General features: G+C 59.9%; 12 protein-coding genes. 8 read left to right on the top strand and 4 right to left on the bottom strand.

Annotated elements, in window-relative coordinates; all coding sequences use genetic code 11:
* Positions 1-79 precede the first annotated feature (79 nt).
* The 6 genes from NR201_RS11215 (at position 80) to lplT (ending at position 12433) form a co-directional block, all read left to right on the top strand.
* Positions 80-1291 (top strand): efflux RND transporter periplasmic adaptor subunit, encoded by a 1212-nt coding sequence (locus tag NR201_RS11215; RefSeq protein ID WP_256849783.1) that lies wholly within the window; start codon positions 80-82, stop codon positions 1289-1291.
* Complete coding sequence (locus tag NR201_RS11210; protein ID WP_182504628.1) at positions 1288-4515, top strand: efflux RND transporter permease subunit; 3228 nt, start codon at positions 1288-1290, stop codon at positions 4513-4515. Before NR201_RS11215 ends, NR201_RS11210 begins: the two co-directional genes overlap by 4 nt.
* The gene (locus NR201_RS11205) at positions 4512-7613 is read left to right on the top strand and encodes a multidrug efflux RND transporter permease subunit (protein ID WP_256849782.1); all 3102 of its coding nucleotides are present in this window, start codon (positions 4512-4514) and stop codon (positions 7611-7613) included. Before NR201_RS11210 ends, NR201_RS11205 begins: the two co-directional genes overlap by 4 nt.
* A 3-nt stretch (positions 7614-7616) precedes the next feature.
* A complete protein-coding gene (locus NR201_RS11200) occupies positions 7617-9005 on the top strand; it encodes an efflux transporter outer membrane subunit (protein ID WP_256849781.1) in 1389 nt (462 codons plus the stop codon).
* Positions 9006-9095: 90 nt separating this feature from the next.
* On the top strand, positions 9096-11246 hold the full coding sequence (gene aas / locus NR201_RS11195; protein WP_256849780.1) for a bifunctional acyl-ACP--phospholipid O-acyltransferase/long-chain-fatty-acid--ACP ligase: 2151 nt from the start codon (positions 9096-9098) through the stop codon (positions 11244-11246).
* Positions 11243-12433 (top strand): lysophospholipid transporter LplT, encoded by a 1191-nt coding sequence (gene lplT / locus NR201_RS11190; RefSeq protein WP_163850493.1) that lies wholly within the window; start codon positions 11243-11245, stop codon positions 12431-12433. The genes aas and lplT overlap by 4 nt, the downstream gene beginning before the upstream one ends.
* 76 nt (positions 12434-12509) lie before the next feature.
* On the opposite strand, the gene ridA is transcribed toward lplT, so the two are convergent.
* From ridA to argF, 4 genes are all read right to left on the bottom strand, one after another.
* Positions 12510-12896 (bottom strand): 2-iminobutanoate/2-iminopropanoate deaminase, encoded by a 387-nt coding sequence (gene ridA, locus NR201_RS11185; protein WP_010251687.1) that lies wholly within the window; start codon positions 12894-12896, stop codon positions 12510-12512.
* 72 nt (positions 12897-12968) lie between these two features.
* The gene (gene pyrI, locus NR201_RS11180) at positions 12969-13433 is read right to left on the bottom strand and encodes an aspartate carbamoyltransferase regulatory subunit (protein WP_010251684.1); all 465 of its coding nucleotides are present in this window, start codon (positions 13431-13433) and stop codon (positions 12969-12971) included.
* Positions 13434-13445: 12 nt separating this feature from the next.
* Entirely contained in the window at positions 13446-14381 is a 936-nt protein-coding gene (gene pyrB, locus NR201_RS11175) for an aspartate carbamoyltransferase (protein WP_010251681.1), read from the bottom strand.
* Between the two features lie 316 nt (positions 14382-14697).
* Complete coding sequence (argF, locus tag NR201_RS11170) at positions 14698-15705, bottom strand: ornithine carbamoyltransferase (protein ID WP_061901816.1); 1008 nt, start codon at positions 15703-15705, stop codon at positions 14698-14700.
* Positions 15706-15865: 160 nt separating this feature from the next.
* Here argF and rraB point away from each other — a divergent pair, with 160 nt between their 5' ends.
* Positions 15866-16282: a ribonuclease E inhibitor RraB gene (gene rraB, locus NR201_RS11165; RefSeq protein WP_010251675.1), complete on the top strand. Its 417-nt coding sequence runs from the start codon at positions 15866-15868 to the stop codon at positions 16280-16282.
* A gap of 54 nt (positions 16283-16336) precedes the next feature.
* A complete protein-coding gene (locus NR201_RS11160) occupies positions 16337-17098 on the top strand; it encodes a tRNA-(ms[2]io[6]A)-hydroxylase (RefSeq protein ID WP_033769520.1) in 762 nt (253 codons plus the stop codon).
* Positions 17099-17296: the final 198 nt, after the last annotated feature.

Genomic DNA, 17296 nt, shown 5'->3' with positions numbered 1-17296 from the left:
GGTTTTTGCGCGCCGCCGCTCACTGCCGCATTCCGCACGTTCCGGGATTTCTTTTTTTGCTTATCTGAAGAGTTCGACGATGACTCACCTTTCTCGCCCCACGCGTTCCTTTGGGCTTAAATGGCTGCTCCTGTTGCTGGTGGCGGCGATTGTCGCTGGGGTTATCTGGCGTCTGCTGGCGGCGGATCACGGGCCTGGCGAGGGGATGCCGTCGGGCAGACCGGGTGCGCATGGCATGATGGGCGGAGGGGCGACGCTGGTTCACAGCGGTGTCGCCAGCACGGCGGATGTGCCGGTGTGGCTGAATGCACTCGGCACGGTCATCCCCAACGCCAGCGTCACGGTGACCAGCCGCGTTGACGGCCAGCTGGAGCAGGTTTTCTTTACTGAGGGGCAGAAAGTCAGCGTCGGGCAGCTGCTGGCGCAGATCGATCCGCGCAGCTTTCAGGCCACGCTGAACCAGTATCAGGGCGAACTCAGCGAAAACCAGGCGCTGCTGAAAAGTGCGGAGCTGACGCTGGCGCGCTACCGCAAACTGGCGGCGCAGGATGCACTGGCGCGTCAGGATCTGGACAGCCAGATTGCCACCGTCGGGCAGTATCGCGGTGCCGTCGCCGCCGATCAGGCGCAGATCGCCAGTGCGAAACTCAGCATTGAATATGCCCGGATCACCGCCCCGATCAGCGGGCGCGTCGGCCTGCGTCAGGTCGATCCCGGCAACATGGTTCAGAGTGCCAGCAGCACCGGCCTGGTGACTATTACCCAGATGCAGCCCGCCGCCGTGACCTTTAGCGTGCCACAAAGCGAAATCCCGACGCTGGTCAGCGTGCTGCATCAGGGGCAGAGCCTGCCCGCCACGCTGTATGATCAGGACAACCAGCATCAGCTCGGCAGCGGCGAGGTGAAGTTCATCAGCAACCAGATCGACACCGCCACCGGCACCGTGGCGCTGAAAGCGGTGTTCGCCAACCAGGATGAGTCGCTGTTTGCCAATCAGTTTGTGAATCTGCGGCTGCAGACCCGGGTGCTGAAAGGCGCGACGGTGATCCCGGCCCAGGCGCTGCAGCTGAGCAGTGACGGCAGTTTTGTCTTTGTGATCAATCAGGATCACAGCGTTACGCGCAAAGCGGTCACCACCGGTCCCGCTTTCGGAGACGATCAGCAGGCGATCCTCAGCGGCGTTTCGCCGGGCGATCGGCTGGTGACGGAAGGGATCGATCGTCTGACCAGCGGCAGCAAAGTGTCGCTGGCCGATGAGACGCCCGCCGCTGCGGGTGCTGTGTCGAAATGAACCCGTCGCGCCTGTTTATTCTGCGTCCGGTCGCCACCATTCTGCTGATGGTCGGCGTGCTGATCGCCGGCATTTTTGCCTGGAAATTCCTCTCAACCTCGGCACTGCCGCAGGTCGACTATCCGATCATTCAGGTCACCACGCTCTATCCGGGTGCCAGCCCGGATGTGATGGCGTCGTCGGTCACCTCACCGCTGGAGCGCCAGTTAGGGCAGATGGCGGGGCTGAGCCAGATGAGCTCCACCAGCGCCAGCGGCTCGTCGATCATTACCCTGAAGTTCAGCCTCGATCTGTCGCTGGATGTCGCCGAGCAGGAGGTGCAGGCAGCGATCAATGCGGCGAATAACCTGCTGCCCGACGACCTGCCCAATCCGCCGACCTACAAAAAGGTCAATCCGGCGGACAGCGCGGTGGTGACGCTGGCGGCGAGCTCCAGCACGCTGCCGCTGACCGCGGTGCAGGATCTGGTCAACACCCGGGTGGCACTGAAGCTGTCGCAGATCTCCGGCGTCGGGATGGTGACGCTGGCGGGCGGCCACCAGCCGGCGATTCGGGTGCAGATGAATCCTCAGGCGCTGGCGGCGCATCATCTGACGCTGGAGGCGGTAAATACGCTGATTGGTAACAGCAACGTCAATGGCTCCAAAGGTGGCTTTGACGGGAAATATCATTCGGTGACCATCGACGCCAACGACCAGCTGCGCACCGCAACCGAGTACGGGAACCTGATCCTCAGCTATGAGAATGGCGCGGCGCTGCGCCTGAAAGATATCGCCCACATTGAACAGGGTCCGGAAAACAGCTTCCAGTCGGCGTGGGCCAACAACCAGCCCGCAATTGTGATCAGCGTGCAGCGCCAGCCGGGCGCGAACGTGATCCAGGTGGTGGACAATATCAAGGCGCAGCTCCCCGCGCTGCAGGCGGCGCTGCCGGAGGGGGTGAAGATGACGATTCTCTCCGATCGCACCCAGACCATTCGCGCCTCGATCAGCGACGTTCAGTTTGAACTGATGCTGTCGATTGCGCTGGTGGTGATGGTGACTTTCCTGTTCCTGCGCAACGTGGCCGCCACGCTGATCCCGAGCGTGGCGGTGCCGCTGTCGCTGGTCGGCACCTTTGGTGTGATGTATCTGGCGGGCTTCAGCCTGAATAATCTGTCGCTGATGGCGCTGACCATCGCCACCGGTTTTGTCATTGATGACGCTATTGTGGTGGTCGAGAACATCTCCCGGCGGCTGGAGCAGGGCGAGTCACCGATGGAAGCCGCGCTGAAAGGCTCACAGCAGATTGGCTTCACCATCATCTCGCTGACCTTTTCGCTGATTGCGGTGCTGATCCCGCTGCTGTTTATGGGCGATGTGGTCGGGCGACTGTTCCGGGAGTTCGCGATTACGCTGGCGGTGGCGATTCTGGTGTCAATGCTGGTGTCGCTGACCCTGACACCGATGCTGTGTGCATATCTGCTGCGCCATATTCCGCCAGAACAGCAGTCGACGTTTGCCCGCAAGGGCGGCGAACTGTTTGATGCCCTGGTGCGCGGCTATGACCGGCTGCTGACCGTGGTACTGAACCATCAGAAACTGACGCTGCTGGTGGCGCTGGCCACCTTCGGGCTGACGGCGCTGCTCTACATGATGGTGCCGAAAGGCTTCTTCCCGACCCAGGATACCGGGCTGATTCAGGGCATTACCGTCGCCTCACAGGACGTCTCGTTTAACGCCATGGCAACGCGGCAGCAGGCGTTGTCGGCGCGGATCCTGAAAAACCCGGCGGTGGAGAGCGTCTCATCGACGATCGGCATCGACGGCACCAACACCAGCCTTAACAGCGGGCGGTTACAGATCAACCTGAAGCCGTTTGGCTCGCGTGATCTCAGCGCCAGCGAGGTGATCAGCCAGCTGAAACAGGCCACTGCCGATGTGGCGGGCATCCGGCTCTATCTGCAACCGGCGCAGGATCTCACCGTCAACGATCAGGTCTCGCCGAGTCAGTATCAGTTCACCCTCGATGATGCCGACAGTGAAAATCTGGTCAGCGAGTCGCCGAAACTGGTGGCGGCATTGCAGCAGCGGCCCGAGTTTAATGGCGTGGTGAGTAACCTGCAGGATCAGGGGCGCGTCTCTTACGTTGAGCTGAACCGCGATAAAGCGGCGCGCTTCGGCATTACTGCCTCGGACGTGGACACCGCGCTCTATAACGCCTTTGGTCAGCGGCTGGTCTCGACCATCTTCACCCAGTCGAATCAGTATCGGGTGGTGCTGGAAGTGGCTCCGGCATACCAGCAGGGTCCGGCGTCGTTTGATGATGTCTGGCTGCAATCGTCCGGCAGCAGCAGTTCGGCGTCGTCATCCACCAGCACGGCTTCATCAGCGTCAACGTCTTCGTCAACATCTTCGTCTTCGTCGACGTCCACTTCAGCCTCTGACACCAGCGCCAGCTCGACCAGCAGCGGCATGGTAAAACTCACTTCTATCGCCACCATCCACCAGCGCACCGGTTCGCTGATGCATATGCGGCTGAATCAGTTCCCGGCGGTGATGATCTCCTTCAACCTTAATCCGGGCTATTCGCTGGAGGATGGACAGCGGGCGATCGCGGACGTGCGGGAGCAGCTGCATCTGCCGGAGAGCACCACGCTGCGTTATCAGGGGGAAACCTCGGCGTTTCAGAGCGCTACCGGCAACACGCTGTGGCTGATTCTGGCGGCGCTGATCACCATGTATGTGGTGCTCGGCATCCTCTACGAAAGCTTTATCCATCCGGTGACCATCCTCTCTACGCTGCCGTCGGCGGCGGTGGGCGCGTTGCTGACGCTGCTGCTGGCGGGCACCGAATTCAGCCTGATTGCGCTGATTGGGGTGATACTGCTGATCGGCATCGTGAAAAAGAACGCCATCATGATGATCGACTTCGCGCTGGAGGCGGAACACCATCAGCAACTCAGCGCGCGCGACGCGATTCATCAGGCCTGCCTGCTGCGCTTCCGCCCGATTCTGATGACGACGATGGCGGCGCTGCTGGGTGCGCTGCCACTGATGCTGGCCTCCGGCTCCGGGGCGGAGCTGCGTCAGCCGCTGGGGCTGGTGATTGTCGGCGGGCTAATTGTCAGTCAGGTGCTGACACTCTTCTCCACGCCGGTCATTTACCTCCTGTTTGATGGGCTGGCGCAGCGCGGTAACGCCTGGGTGAAACGCCGTCAGCAGCGGGCGCGGAGCGGGCAATGAATCTGACGCGGCTGTTTATCTTTCGTCCGGTGGCGACGCTGCTGCTGACGCTGGCGATCCTGCTGCTGGGCGCGCTGGGCTACCGGCTGCTGCCGGTGGCACCGCTGCCGCAGGTCGATTTTCCTACCATCATGGTCAGCGCCAGCCTGGCAGGCGCCAGCCCGGAAACCATGGCGGCGACGGTCGCTACGCCGCTGGAACGTTCGCTGGGGCAGATTGCCGGTATCAGTGAGATGACCTCCAGCAGCTCGCAGGGCTCCAGCAGCATCATCCTGCAGTTTGAACTGGACCGCGATATCAATGGCGCGGCGCGCGACGTGCAGGCGGCAATCAACGCGGCGCGCAGCCTGCTGCCCAGCGCAATGGCCTCGCTGCCGACCTATCGCAAAGCCAACCCGTCAGACGCGCCAATAGTGATGCTGGCGCTGACCTCTGCCACCCGCACGCCAGGCGAACTCTACGATCTGGCGGAGAGCAAAATCGAACAGGTGATGGGGCAGGTACAGGGCGTCGGCGAAGTCTCGCTGATGGGCAGCGCCTTACCGGCGGTGCGGATTGATCTGCAGCCGCTGAAGCTGACCCATTACGGCATCTCGCTGGAGACGGTGCGTGCCGCCGTCGCCAACAGCACCACTAATCTGCCTAAAGGGATCTTACAGAGCAGTGACCAGTCGTGGCTGGTGGACAGCAACGGCCAGCTGGAGAAGGCGGCCAGCTACCGCGATCTGATCATCACTTATCAGCAGGGCAACGCGGTGCGACTGCGTGACGTCGCCACGGTCTATGACTCGGTGGAAGATCGCTATCAGGCGGGGTTTCTGAATGCCACACCGGCGGTGATGATCGGTATCAAACGTCAGGCGGGTGCCAACATGCTGGAAACCATCGACGCGATAAAAGCGCAGTTGCCACAGCTGGAAAAGAGTCTGCCTGCTGACAGCCAGCTGAACGTGGTGGTTGACCGTTCGCCTGGCGTGCGCGCCTCGCTGTATGACACCGAAGAGACGCTGCTGATCGCGGTGCTGCTGGTGATTGCGGTGGTGTTTATTTTTCTGCGCAATCTGCAGGCGGTGATCATTCCGGCGCTGGCACTGCCGGTGTCGCTGATCGGCACCTGCGCGGTGATGTATCTGCTGGGATACAGCCTGGATAACCTGTCGCTGATGGCGTTGATTATCGCCACCGGCTTCGTGGTGGATGATGCGATTGTGGTGCTGGAGAACATCACCCGTCACATTGAGCGCGGGCTGAGCCCGCTGCGGGCGGCGCTGCGCGGGGCGCAGGAGGTGAGCTTTACCGTGCTGTCGATGACAGTGTCGCTGATCGCGGTGTTCATCCCGATCCTGCTGATGGGCAGCATTGTCGGGCGGCTGTTCCGCGAATTCGCCGTGACGCTCACCGTGTCGCTGCTGATCTCGCTGTTTGTCTCGCTGAGCCTGACGCCGATGCTCTGCGCCCGCCTGCTGAAACCAAAGCCGCCCGTCAGTCAGCGGCCGCATCCGCTCTGGCAGTTTATTGAAAATCAGCTGAATCGCCTGCTGGCCGCCTACGGGCGCGGGCTGGCCTGGGTGATGCGCCATCAGAAACTGACGCTGCTCAGCCTGCTGCTGACCGTACTACTGAATGTTTTTCTCTTCGTCGTGGTGCAGAAGGGCTTCTTCCCCAATCAGGATACCGGGCTGCTGATGGGTGCGCTGCGCGCCGATCAGAACATCTCATTCCAGGCGATGAAGCCGAAAATGCTGATGTTCACGCAGATCATTCAGGAAGACCCGGCGGTAGAGAGTGTGATGTCGTCGATGGGCAGCGGGATGTTTGGCTCCCGTAACAGCGCCAACTTCTTTGTGCGGCTTAAAGATTTTGATCAGCGCGATGCGACCGCCACCGAGGTGGCCAACCGGCTGACGCGCAAAACCAGTCACATCGCCGGGGCGCAGATGTTCCTGATGGCAGCGCAGGACCTGCACATTGGCGGACGCAGCGCCAACGCCACGTATCAGTACAGTCTGCAGGCGGACGATCTCGATCTGCTGCGCACCTGGACGCCGAAAGTGCAGGCGGCGCTGGCGGCGATCCCCGAGCTTAACAGCGTGGACTCCGATTCGCAGACCGGCGGCCAGGAGGTGGAGCTGAACATCGATCGTGATCGCGCCACCCGGCTGGGCGTCAACGTGAACATGCTGGATACGCTGCTGAACAATGCGTTCAGCCAGCGGCAGATCGCCACGCTCTATCACACCCTGAATCAGTATCACGTGGTGATGTCACTGCAGGATAGCGACACCGCCAATCCTGAGACGCTGCAGCAGCTTTATGTGATTAACGACAGCGGTGACCGCGTGCCGCTCTCCGCCTTTGCCCGCTTCAGCGGCGGCAACGCGCCGCTGTCGGTGGCGCATCAGGGCCAGTCCGCGACCAGCACCCTGGCGTTTAATCTCAACGAGGGTGTGTCACTGGAACAGGCGCAGGAACTGATAAAACAGGCGATGGCGAAGCTGGGCCTGCCGTCGACCCTTCACGCCGGTTTTGCCGGCACCGCCGCCGCCTTTTCTCAGCTGACCGCGACCATGCCGTGGCTGATTCTGGCGGCGCTGGCGGCGGTCTATCTCGTGCTCGGCGTGCTCTATGAGAGCTACATCCATCCGCTGACCATTCTTTCGACCCTGCCGTCAGCGGGCGTCGGCGCGCTGTTACTGCTGCTGCTGACCGGCACGCAGCTCACAGTGATAGCGCTGATTGGCATCATCCTGCTGATCGGCATCGTGAAAAAGAACGCCATCATGATGATCGATTTCGCCATCGACGCGGAGCGGCGGCAGGGCATGTCGCCACAGCAGGCGATCACCCAGGCGTGCCTGATGCGCTTCCGGCCCATCATGATGACCACGCTGGCCGCCTTTTTCGGCGCGTTGCCGCTGGCGCTGGGCAGCGGCGGTGATGCCGATCTGCGCAGCCCGCTGGGCATCGCTATCGCGGGCGGACTGGCGCTCAGCCAGCTGCTGACGCTGTTTACCACGCCGGTTGTTTATCTTTGGCTCGATCGTCTGGGCCGTGCCACTCAACGTCAATGGCGTCGTCTGCGCCCTACGGAATCCTGATCCATGAAACCGCTTATTCCCTTTGTTGTGATGCTGCTGCTGGGCGGCTGTAGCGTCGGTCCCGACTATCAGCGCCCCGCGGTGTCTGTGCCGGTCCACTATAAAGAGGCCAGAGGATGGCAGCAGGCGACGCCGCTTGATGCGCAAAGCAAAGGCGAATGGTGGGCGGTTTATCACGACGCCACCCTGAGCGGCCTGCTGAACCAGGTGAGCATCTCGAACCAGAACGTGGCGAATTATGCCGCGCAGTACCGGCAGGCACAGGCGCTGGCGAGTGAGTCACGCGCGGCGCTGTTTCCCTCGCTGGGCTATGACGGCAGCGCGACGCGCAGCGGCAGCCACGCGACTGACAGCAGCGTTCGCACCACCAGCAGCAGCCATCAGGCGGAGCTGAGTGCCAGCTGGGAGCTGGATCTGTGGGGCAAACTGCGACGCACGCTGGAGGAGAACCGCGCCAGCGCCTCGGCCAGCGCGGCGGAACTGGCCAATATCACCCTGAGCGCCCAGTCTGAGCTGGCGCAGGACTATTTCCAGCTGCGCATCATGGATCAGAAAATCGCGCTCTATCAGCAGAGCGTTGATGCTTATCAGCGCTATCTGAAAGTGATTACCAGCCAGTATCAGGCGGGCACCGCGTCGCGTGCCACCCTGGCTCAGGCGCAGCTGCAGCTGGAGAGCGCCAGCGCCTCGGCGCAGGATTATCAGTGGCAGCGTGCACAGATGGAGCACGCCATTGCGCTGCTGGTCGGCAAAGCACCCGCTGAATTCAGCCTGACCGCCGCGCCGCTGACGGCCACGCTGCCCGCGATTCCGGCAGCCCTGCCGGGCGAGCTGTTGCAGCGCCGTCCCGACATTGCTTACGCCGAACGTAACATGGCCGCGGCCAATGCCGCGGTGGGCGTGGCGGTGGCCGGTTACTATCCCGACCTGACCCTGAGCGCCAGCGGTGGCGTCAGTTCTTCCGTGCTGCATTCGCTCTTCTCGCTGCCGAACCGCGTCTGGTCGCTGGGGCCGGAGCTGAGCGGCACGCTGCTGGATTTTGGTGCGACCGCAGCACAGGTCGATCAGGCACGAGCGAGCTGGGATGCCAGCGTTGCGACCTATCGTCAGACGGTGCTGACCGCAATGCAGGAGGTGGAAGATAAGCTGGTGGAGCTGAACACGTTGCAGGGTGAGATCGCCGCGCAGCAGCGCGCCACCGACGCGGCGCAGACCTCGGCGCGGGTGACGCGTTTGCAGTATGAGGCGGGCATGATTACGTATCTGGATGTGGCGACCACCGAAAACAGCCGCCTGAGTGCGCAGCAGAGTTTGCTGACGCTGCAGAGCACGCAGTGGGTCAGCAGTGTGGCGCTGATTGCGGCACTCGGCGGTGGCTGGCAGGCACCCTGAAGGCGGCGTCAGGTTACCGATAATTCTGTTGTCGAACCGCGTCAAATCCTGCATCGTGAGGGGCTATTTTCACGATGCTAAGGAGCCGGCATGGTTTTCACACTATTGCGCCTGATATTTCGCCTGTTATGGCGGGTCGAACTGCGTGGCGACGTCACCGAACTGCATAAGCAGAAGGTATTGATCACGCCGAACCATATGTCGTTTCTCGACGGCATATTGCTGGCGCTATTTTTGCCGATTAAGCCGGTCTATGCGGTCTATTCGACCATCAGCGAAAGCTGGTTTATGCGGCTGGTTAAACCCTTTATCGACTATGTGCCGCTCGATCCCACCAAACCCATGGCGCTCAAACAGCTGGTCAGGCTGATCGACAGTGGCCGTCCGGTGGTGATCTTCCCGGAAGGACGCATTACCGTCACCGGATCGCTGATGAAGATCTACAGCGGGGCGGGTTTTGTCGCGGCGCGTTCGGGCGCGAATGTGGTGCCGATGCGCATTGAAGGCGCAGAGTACACGCCGTTTGGTCGTCTGGCGGGCGTGTTTAAACGTCGCCTGTTCCCGCGCATCACCCTGACGATTTTGCCCGCCACCCGCATTCCGATGCCGGAGGCGAAACGGGCGCGCGATCGGCGCGTGCTGGCCGGTGAGCATCTGCATCATGTGATGATGGAAGCGCGCATGGCGGTGCGTCCGCGTGAAACCCTGTTTGAGGCGTTTCTGGCGGCGCGTACGCGTTATGGCGCGTTTAAGCGCTGCATCGAAGATGTCAATTTCAAACCCGACAGCTACAACGGACTGCTGAAGAAGGCGCTGGGCGTGGGCCGTATCCTGGAGCGCTACAGCCAGCCGCGCGAAGTGGTAGGACTGCTGCTGCCCAATACCACCGTCACGGCGGCGGCGATTTTCGGGGCATCCCTGCGCGGACGCGTTCCGGCGATGCTCAACTACACGGCGGGCGTAAACGGCATGCGGGCGGCACTGACCGCCGCGCAGATCAAAACGGTCTTCACGTCGCGCCAGTTCCTGGACAAAGGCAACCTGTGGCATCTGCCGCAGGGGCTCGATGATGTGCAGTGGATCTATCTGGAAGATCTGAAAGATACCGTGACCAGTAAGGACAAACTGTGGATCGTCGCCCATCTGCTGATGCCGCATCGCGCACAGCTGCCCCAGCAGCCGGAAGACGCCGCGATGGTGCTGTTTACCTCCGGCTCGGAAGGCAACCCCAAAGGGGTGGTGCATTCGCATAAAAGCCTGCTGGCGAACGTCGAACAGATCCGTACCATCGCCGACTTCACGCCGCGTGACCGCTTTATGTCGGCGCTGCCGCTGTTCCATGCGTTTGGTCTGACCGTCGGGCTGTTTACGCCGCTGATGACCGGCGCGCAGGTGTTCCTCTATCCCAGCCCGCTGCACTATCGCATCGTGCCGGAGCTGGTCTATGACCGCAACTGCACCGTGCTGTTTGGCACCTCGACCTTCCTCGGCAACTACGCGCGCTTTGCCGCGCCCTATGATTTTGCCCGCCTGCGCTATGTGGTGGCGGGGGCGGAGAAGCTGCAGGAGAACACCCGTCAGCTCTACATGGAGAAGTATGGCATTCGCATTCTTGAAGGCTACGGCGTAACCGAATGCGCGCCAGTGGTCGCGATTAACGTGCCGATGGCGGCGAAGGCGCATACCGTCGGACGCATTCTGCCGGGTATGGATTCGCGGCTGATGTCGGTGCCGGGCATTGAGCAGGGCGGACGGCTGCAGCTGCGCGGACCGAACGTGATGAAGGGCTATCTGCGCGTCGAGAATCCAGGCGTGCTGGAAGTGCCGGTCGCCGACGATGGCGAAGGCAATCAGGAAGCGGGCTGGTATGACACGGGTGATATCGTCAGCTTTGATGACGGCGGTTTCTGCCAGATTCAGGGGCGCGCCAAACGCTTCGCGAAGATTGCCGGTGAGATGGTGTCGCTGGAGATCGTCGAGCAGATCGCTCTGAAAGCGTCGCCGGACAAACAACATGCCGCCTCGCTGCGCCCGGATGGTCAGCGTGGTGAGGCGCTGGTGCTGTTCACCACCGACGCTGAACTGGCGCGCGACAGCCTGCAGAAAGCGGCCCGCGAGCTGGGGGCGCCAGAACTGGCGCTGCCGCGTGATATCCGGGTGATGAAGCAGTTGCCGCAGCTGGGCAGCGGTAAACCCGATTACGTCACGCTGAAAAAAATGGCGGAAGAGGAGCAGGCATGAGCCTTGATCGTAATGCGCCGCTGATGTCACGCGGCATGATCGCCGTGATTATCGCCCAGTTCTTTTCGGCCTTCGGCGATAACGCGCTGCTGTTTGCCACGCTGGCCGTGCTGAAAAGCCAGTTCTATCCCGACTGGAGTCAGCCGGTGCTGCAGATGCTCTTTGTCGCAGCCTACATTCTGCTGGCACCCTTTGTCGGTCAGGTCGCGGACAGCATGGCAAAAGGGCGGGTGATGATGCTCGCCAACAGCCTGAAGCTGCTGGGCGCGCTGGTGATCTGCTTCGGCTTCAACCCCTTCCTCGGATATACCCTGGTGGGCGCGGGCGCAGCCGCTTACTCTCCGGCTAAATATGGCATCCTCGGTGAGATCACTCACGGCGAGAAGCTGGTGAAAGCCAACGGGCTGATGGAGGGATCGACCATCGCCGCCATTCTGCTCGGCTCAGTGGCGGGTGGGATGCTGGCTGACTGGCATCTGCTGGCGGCGCTGGGGATCTGTGCGCTGACCTACGGCATTGCCGTGGTGGCCAACCTGTTTATCCCGAAACTGCAGGCGGCGCGTCCTGGTCAGAGCTGGCAGCTGGGTATGATGGTACGCAGTTTTTTCAGTGCTGCCGCGCTGCTATGGCGTGATGCGGAGACGCGCTTCTCGCTGCTCGGCACCAGCCTGTTCTGGGGTGCAGGCGTGACGCTGCGTTTCCTGCTGGTGCTGTGGGTGCCGGTGGCGCTGGGCATCAATGACAACACCACGCCGACCACGCTGAATGCCATGGTAGCGATTGGCATCGTGATTGGGGCGGCGGCGGCGGCGAAGCTGGTGACGCTTGAAACGGTGCGTCGCTGTATGCCAGCCGGTGTGCTGATTGGTGTGATGGTCGTCGTCTTCGCGCTGCAGCATTCTCTGCTGAATGCGTACTTAGTGCTGATGCTGATTGGTGCGCTGGGCGGTTTCTTTGTGGTGCCGCTGAATGCGCTGTTGCAGGCGCGGGGCAAAGAGAGCGTCGGTTCAGGTAATGCGATTGCGGTGCAGAATCTGGGTGAGAACAGCGCCATGCTGATCATGCTGGGGCTCTATACGCTGGCGATCAAGGCGGGTGCACCTGCGGTGGCGACGGGCGTCGGTTTTGGCGTGCTGTTTGCGCTGGCGATAGCGCTGCTGTGGCTGTGGCGTCCGGCTAAGCGTTAAGCGATTCACCGCCTCTCTCCGGGATAGCCGGAGAGAGGCGGGCGCCCTCGTTAACAATAGATGTTAACAACGTAGATTAGCGACGAAGGGCAATCGCTTCGATTTCGATCTTCACATCTTTTGGCAGACGCGCCACTTCGACACAGGAACGCGCCGGGAAGTGCGCTTCATGCTCGGTGAAAAACGCCTCATAAGCCGCATTGACCGTGGCGAAGTCATTTAAATCCTTTACGAACACCGTGGTCTTCACGATGTCGCCGACCTTCAGACCCGCTGCTTCAACAATCGCCTTCACATTTTCCAGTGACTGACGCGCCTGTGCGGCAACGTCATCCGCCACCTGGCCGGTCGCCGGATCCACCGGGATCTGGCCAGAGGTGATGATCATGCTGCCCAGATCGACACCCTGAACATAGGGGCCGATAGCGGCAGGGGCTTTTTCAGTACTGATTTCACGAGACATCATTGCTCCTTTGATTACGTCGTCAGGCGGCGATGCCGCCGGTGTTGCCCATTATAAGGTCGGGCAGGGCGATTACCAGTGACCCAGCACCACATGGCGGGCGAACTCTTTTTCGCAATATTTGCACTTCAGATGCACATCGTCGGCGCGCTGCTTCACGGCAAAGCTGGAGAAGACCGGCTCGCTGCGGCTGATGCAGTTGCTGTTGGGGCAGGTCAGCACCCGTTCAACGTGGTCCGGCAGCGTCGGGGCGATCTTCGCGACCACTTCATAGTCGTCGATGCGGTTGACCGTAGCATGGGGCGCATAGACCGCCAGCTGATTGACCTGATCGTCGGTGAGAAAGGTATTCTCAATCTTGATCAGATCTTTGCGGCCCATCTCGCCTGAGGGCAGATTCAGGCCAATAGTAATGCGCTGATCGGTTTCGGTCAGCCGGAACAGAGAGAGCAATTTAAAGCCGATCTGCGCCGGAATATGGTCGATGACCGTGCCGCGTTTGATCGCTTCGACCTGCAGTTTGTTGTCCTGCGTCATGGGGGTATCTCCTTACAGGGCGAGTTCGCTGTTTAAAACCAGTGCCAGCAGAGCCTGGCGCGCATAGATGCCGTTACCCGCCTGCTGGAAATACCAGGCATACGGGGTTTTATCGACATCGGTGGTGATTTCGTCGATGCGCGGCAGCGGGTGCAGTACCTTCATATTGTCGCGCGCCGTAGCGAGATCGGCGGCGCGCAGAATAAACTGCGCTTTGACGTTGGCATATTCTGACGGATCGAGCCGCTCTTTCTGCACCCGCGTCATATAGAGGATATCGAGCTGCGGCATCACCTCTTCAAAGCTGTCGTGACGTGACCAGCTGATATTCTTCTCATCCAGCATATCGGTGATATAGGCCGGCATCGCCAGCGCATCGGGCGCGATAAAGAAGAAGCGGTTGCCGTCAAACTTCGCCAGCGCCTGGGTCAGGGAGTGCACGGTGCGGCCATACTTCAGGTCGCCGACCATCGCCACATTCAGCTGATTAAGACGGCTCTGCGTCTCCTGAATGGTGAAGAGATCAAGCAGCGTCTGGGTCGGATGCTGGTTCGCGCCGTCACCGGCGTTGAGAATCGGGATGCCACCGGAGAATTCGGTCGCCAGCCGCGCCGCGCCTTCCTGCGGGTGACGCATCACGATCGCATCGACGTAGGTGCTAATCACTGAAATGGTGTCGGCCAGGGTTTCGCCTTTTTTGCCCAGCGACGTATTACTGCCGTCAGCAAAGCCCACCGCTGACGCGCCGAGGCGATGAATGGCGGTTTCAAACGACAGGCGGGTACGGGTCGACGCCTCAAAGAAGCAGCTGGCGATAACCTTGTGCTTCAGCAGTTCCGGCTGCGGGTGGGCTTTCAGCTTTGCGGCGGTGTGCAACGCCAGTTCCAGCTCTTCACGACTGAGGTCGTTGATTGAAATAATGTGCTTGCGATATAGCGGGTTAGCCATAGCTGTCTCCTCTGCGCGGCCGGATTGCGGACAAAAAAAAGCCCCTGCTTAAGGGGCTTTTTTAAGATCGGGTCGATGACCGAAAGAAACAGTAGCACCGCCTGCGGTCAGGCGTGATTGAGCGTCAAGTTGTCCGCTGTGCTGTAGCATATTTCCTCCGGCAAATTGGGCCGCATTATACCCGTTCGCGGTGGGGCAGCAAGAGGAAAACGTTTGCGCCTGCCTGGCCGATCGGTGTCGAGGCCAGATCAGGCGGATGAATAGGCCGGTATGAGCAGACGCAACTCAGCGTCCTCAGCCGCACGATGCTGGTCGGTCAGCGCTGGCCCAGCGTGGCCACCATTACCGCTTTAATCGTGTGCATCCGGTTCTCGGCCTGGTCGAACACAATGCTGTGTGGTGACTCAAATACCTCGTTACTCACTTCCATACCGTTGGGCAGATCGTACTGCTCTGCCATCTGCTGGCCCAGCGTGGTCTGATCGTCGTGGAAGGCGGGCAGACAGTGCAGGAATTTAACCTGCGGGTTGCCGGTCAGATCGAGCATCGCGCGGTTCACCTGATAGTCACGCAGCAGCGCGATACGCTCGGCCCACACCGCTTTGGCTTCGCCCATCGACACCCAGACATCGGTGTAGATAAAGTCAGCGCCTTTCACGCCGTCGGCAATATGTTCGGTGAGAGTAATTTTCCCGCCGGTCTGCTGCGCGGCTTCACGGCACTGCGCCACCAGTTGCTCCTCTGGCCAGCAGCTCTTCGGTGCCACCAGACGCAGATCCAGCCCCACCTGTGCGGCGGCTTCCAGCATGGTGTTGCCCATGTTGTTGCGCGCATCACCTACATAAACCAGCGTCATCTCGCTGAGTTTTTTGCCCGGCAGATGCTCCTGCATGGTCAGCAGGTCGGCCAGCAGCTGGGTCGGATGAAACTCGGTGGTCAGGCCGTTCCACACCGGCACACCGGCATGTTCCGCCAGTGTTTCCACCAGTTCCTGTCCGTAACCGCGATACTGAATGCCATCGTACATCCGGCCCAGCACCCGCGCGGTGTCGCGCATCGACTCTTTATGGCCGATCTGGCTGCCACTCGGGCCAAGATAGGTGACGTTTGCACCCTGATCGTAAGCGGCAACTTCGAAAGAGCATCGGGTACGGGTCGAGTCTTTTTCGAAGATGAGCGCGATGTTTTTACCTTTCAGATGCTGCACTTCCTGGGCACTTTTTTTCGCCCGTTTCAATTCAGCGGAAAGGGTAAGCAGGTGATCAATCTCGGCGGGCGTAAAATCCAGAAGTCTGAGGAAATGGCGCTGATACAGCTGACTCATACAACACTCCGGTAATCATTAAAGTGAATTAAAATTCAATCTAACCGTATGAATATGCATTTTCAAGTGCGGGGCTAATAAACTTTTCGTTTTGTGTAGTGGCGCGACGGGCAGTATGGGAAAATAATTGATTATTGCCGAACTCAGAGAGGATATCGTCATGGCATATGAAGCATTACTGGAAGAGCAGCAGGAAGAGACGCGGCAGATTATTGAAGAGCTGCTGGAGGATGGCAGCGATCCTGATGCGCTCTATACCATCGAGCACCATCTCTCATGCAATAATTTTGATTCGCTGGAAAAAGCGGCCGTTGATGCGTTCAAGCTGGGTTATGAAGTGACCGAGCCGGAAGAGCTGGAGCTGGAAGATGGCACCACCGTGATGTGCGTCGACATCATCAGCGAATCCGCCCTGAAGCCTGAACTGATCGATGTGCAGGTTGAGCAGCTGGTGAACCTGATTGGTAAGTACAACGTCGATTACGACGGCTGGGGCACCTATTTTGAAGATCCCGATGCCGAAGATGAAGATGACGACGCCATCGAAGATGAAGATGATGATGGTATTCGCCACTAAGTAGCCGGGGCGGAGAGTTCTCCGCCTGTCACCCCTGCCACCTGTTTTAACATCATGAACTACGCACCCTTACTTGAACCGATCTATCAGTTTCTGCACTGCCGCACGCCACAGGCCTGGATTGATGAGGCGCGCAAGCCGGAAAATCTGACCCTGCTGTTAACCGACCATCTGGTGTGCGAACTGAAAGCCGCGCAGACCGCGGTGTGGTTGATCCGCAAATATGTTGCCGACAAACCCAGCGGCGACGCCATTCTGGCGTGGCTGAAACCTTATGAAGATTTTATCTTCCGCGAAGATGGCGACAGCGACTTTATCAACGCCCATAAGAACCTGACAAAACGTATCATCGTGCGCAATGCGCTGCCGTGGGCGGATGAGCTGGTGGAGAAGATGGTGCTGCTGATTAAAGAGGAGCTGCATCACTTCTATCAGGTGTGGGAAATTATGCAGTCGCGCGGGCTGGTCTATCAGAAGATCACCTCCAGCCGCTATGCCAAATCGCTGCTGCGCGAAGTCACCACCCATGAACCGGAAACGCTGGTGGATAAGCTGATATGCGGCGCTTACATCGAGGCGCGCTCCTGCGAACGTTTCGCCAGTCTGGCACCTTATCTTGATGACGAACTGGCGAAGTTCTATCTGTCGCTGCTGCGCTCAGAGGCGCGACATTATCAGGACTATTTAACCCTGGCGGCGCAGATTGCCACCAGAGACATCACGCCGCGGGTGCAGGCGATTGGGGCAACAGAAGGGCGGTTAATTAGCGAACCCGACAACGAATTACGCTTTCACAGCGGCGTACCGGCGTTCTGATTAGAGTAAACGGCGCTCTTACGATGGCCGTTTATTTTTTATATTGAACCGGGTTGATTTTATTAATAATAAAAAGATAAGTATTAACTGTTAATCTAATATGAACGCGTTACCTCCGAAAAATATAATTTGAGTGACCCCTCACAAAATATTTTATCTCTTCTGTTTTTTCTTTGCGGAATAACTATAGTGCTCTTG

The sequence above is a fragment of the Pantoea sp. Fr-CA_6 genome, from assembly GCF_024520895.1.
Classification (GTDB): domain Bacteria; phylum Pseudomonadota; class Gammaproteobacteria; order Enterobacterales; family Enterobacteriaceae; genus Pantoea; species Pantoea agglomerans.
The sequence above is the reverse complement of the archived record's forward strand: the minus strand, read 5'-3'. Positions and strand labels throughout refer to the sequence as shown.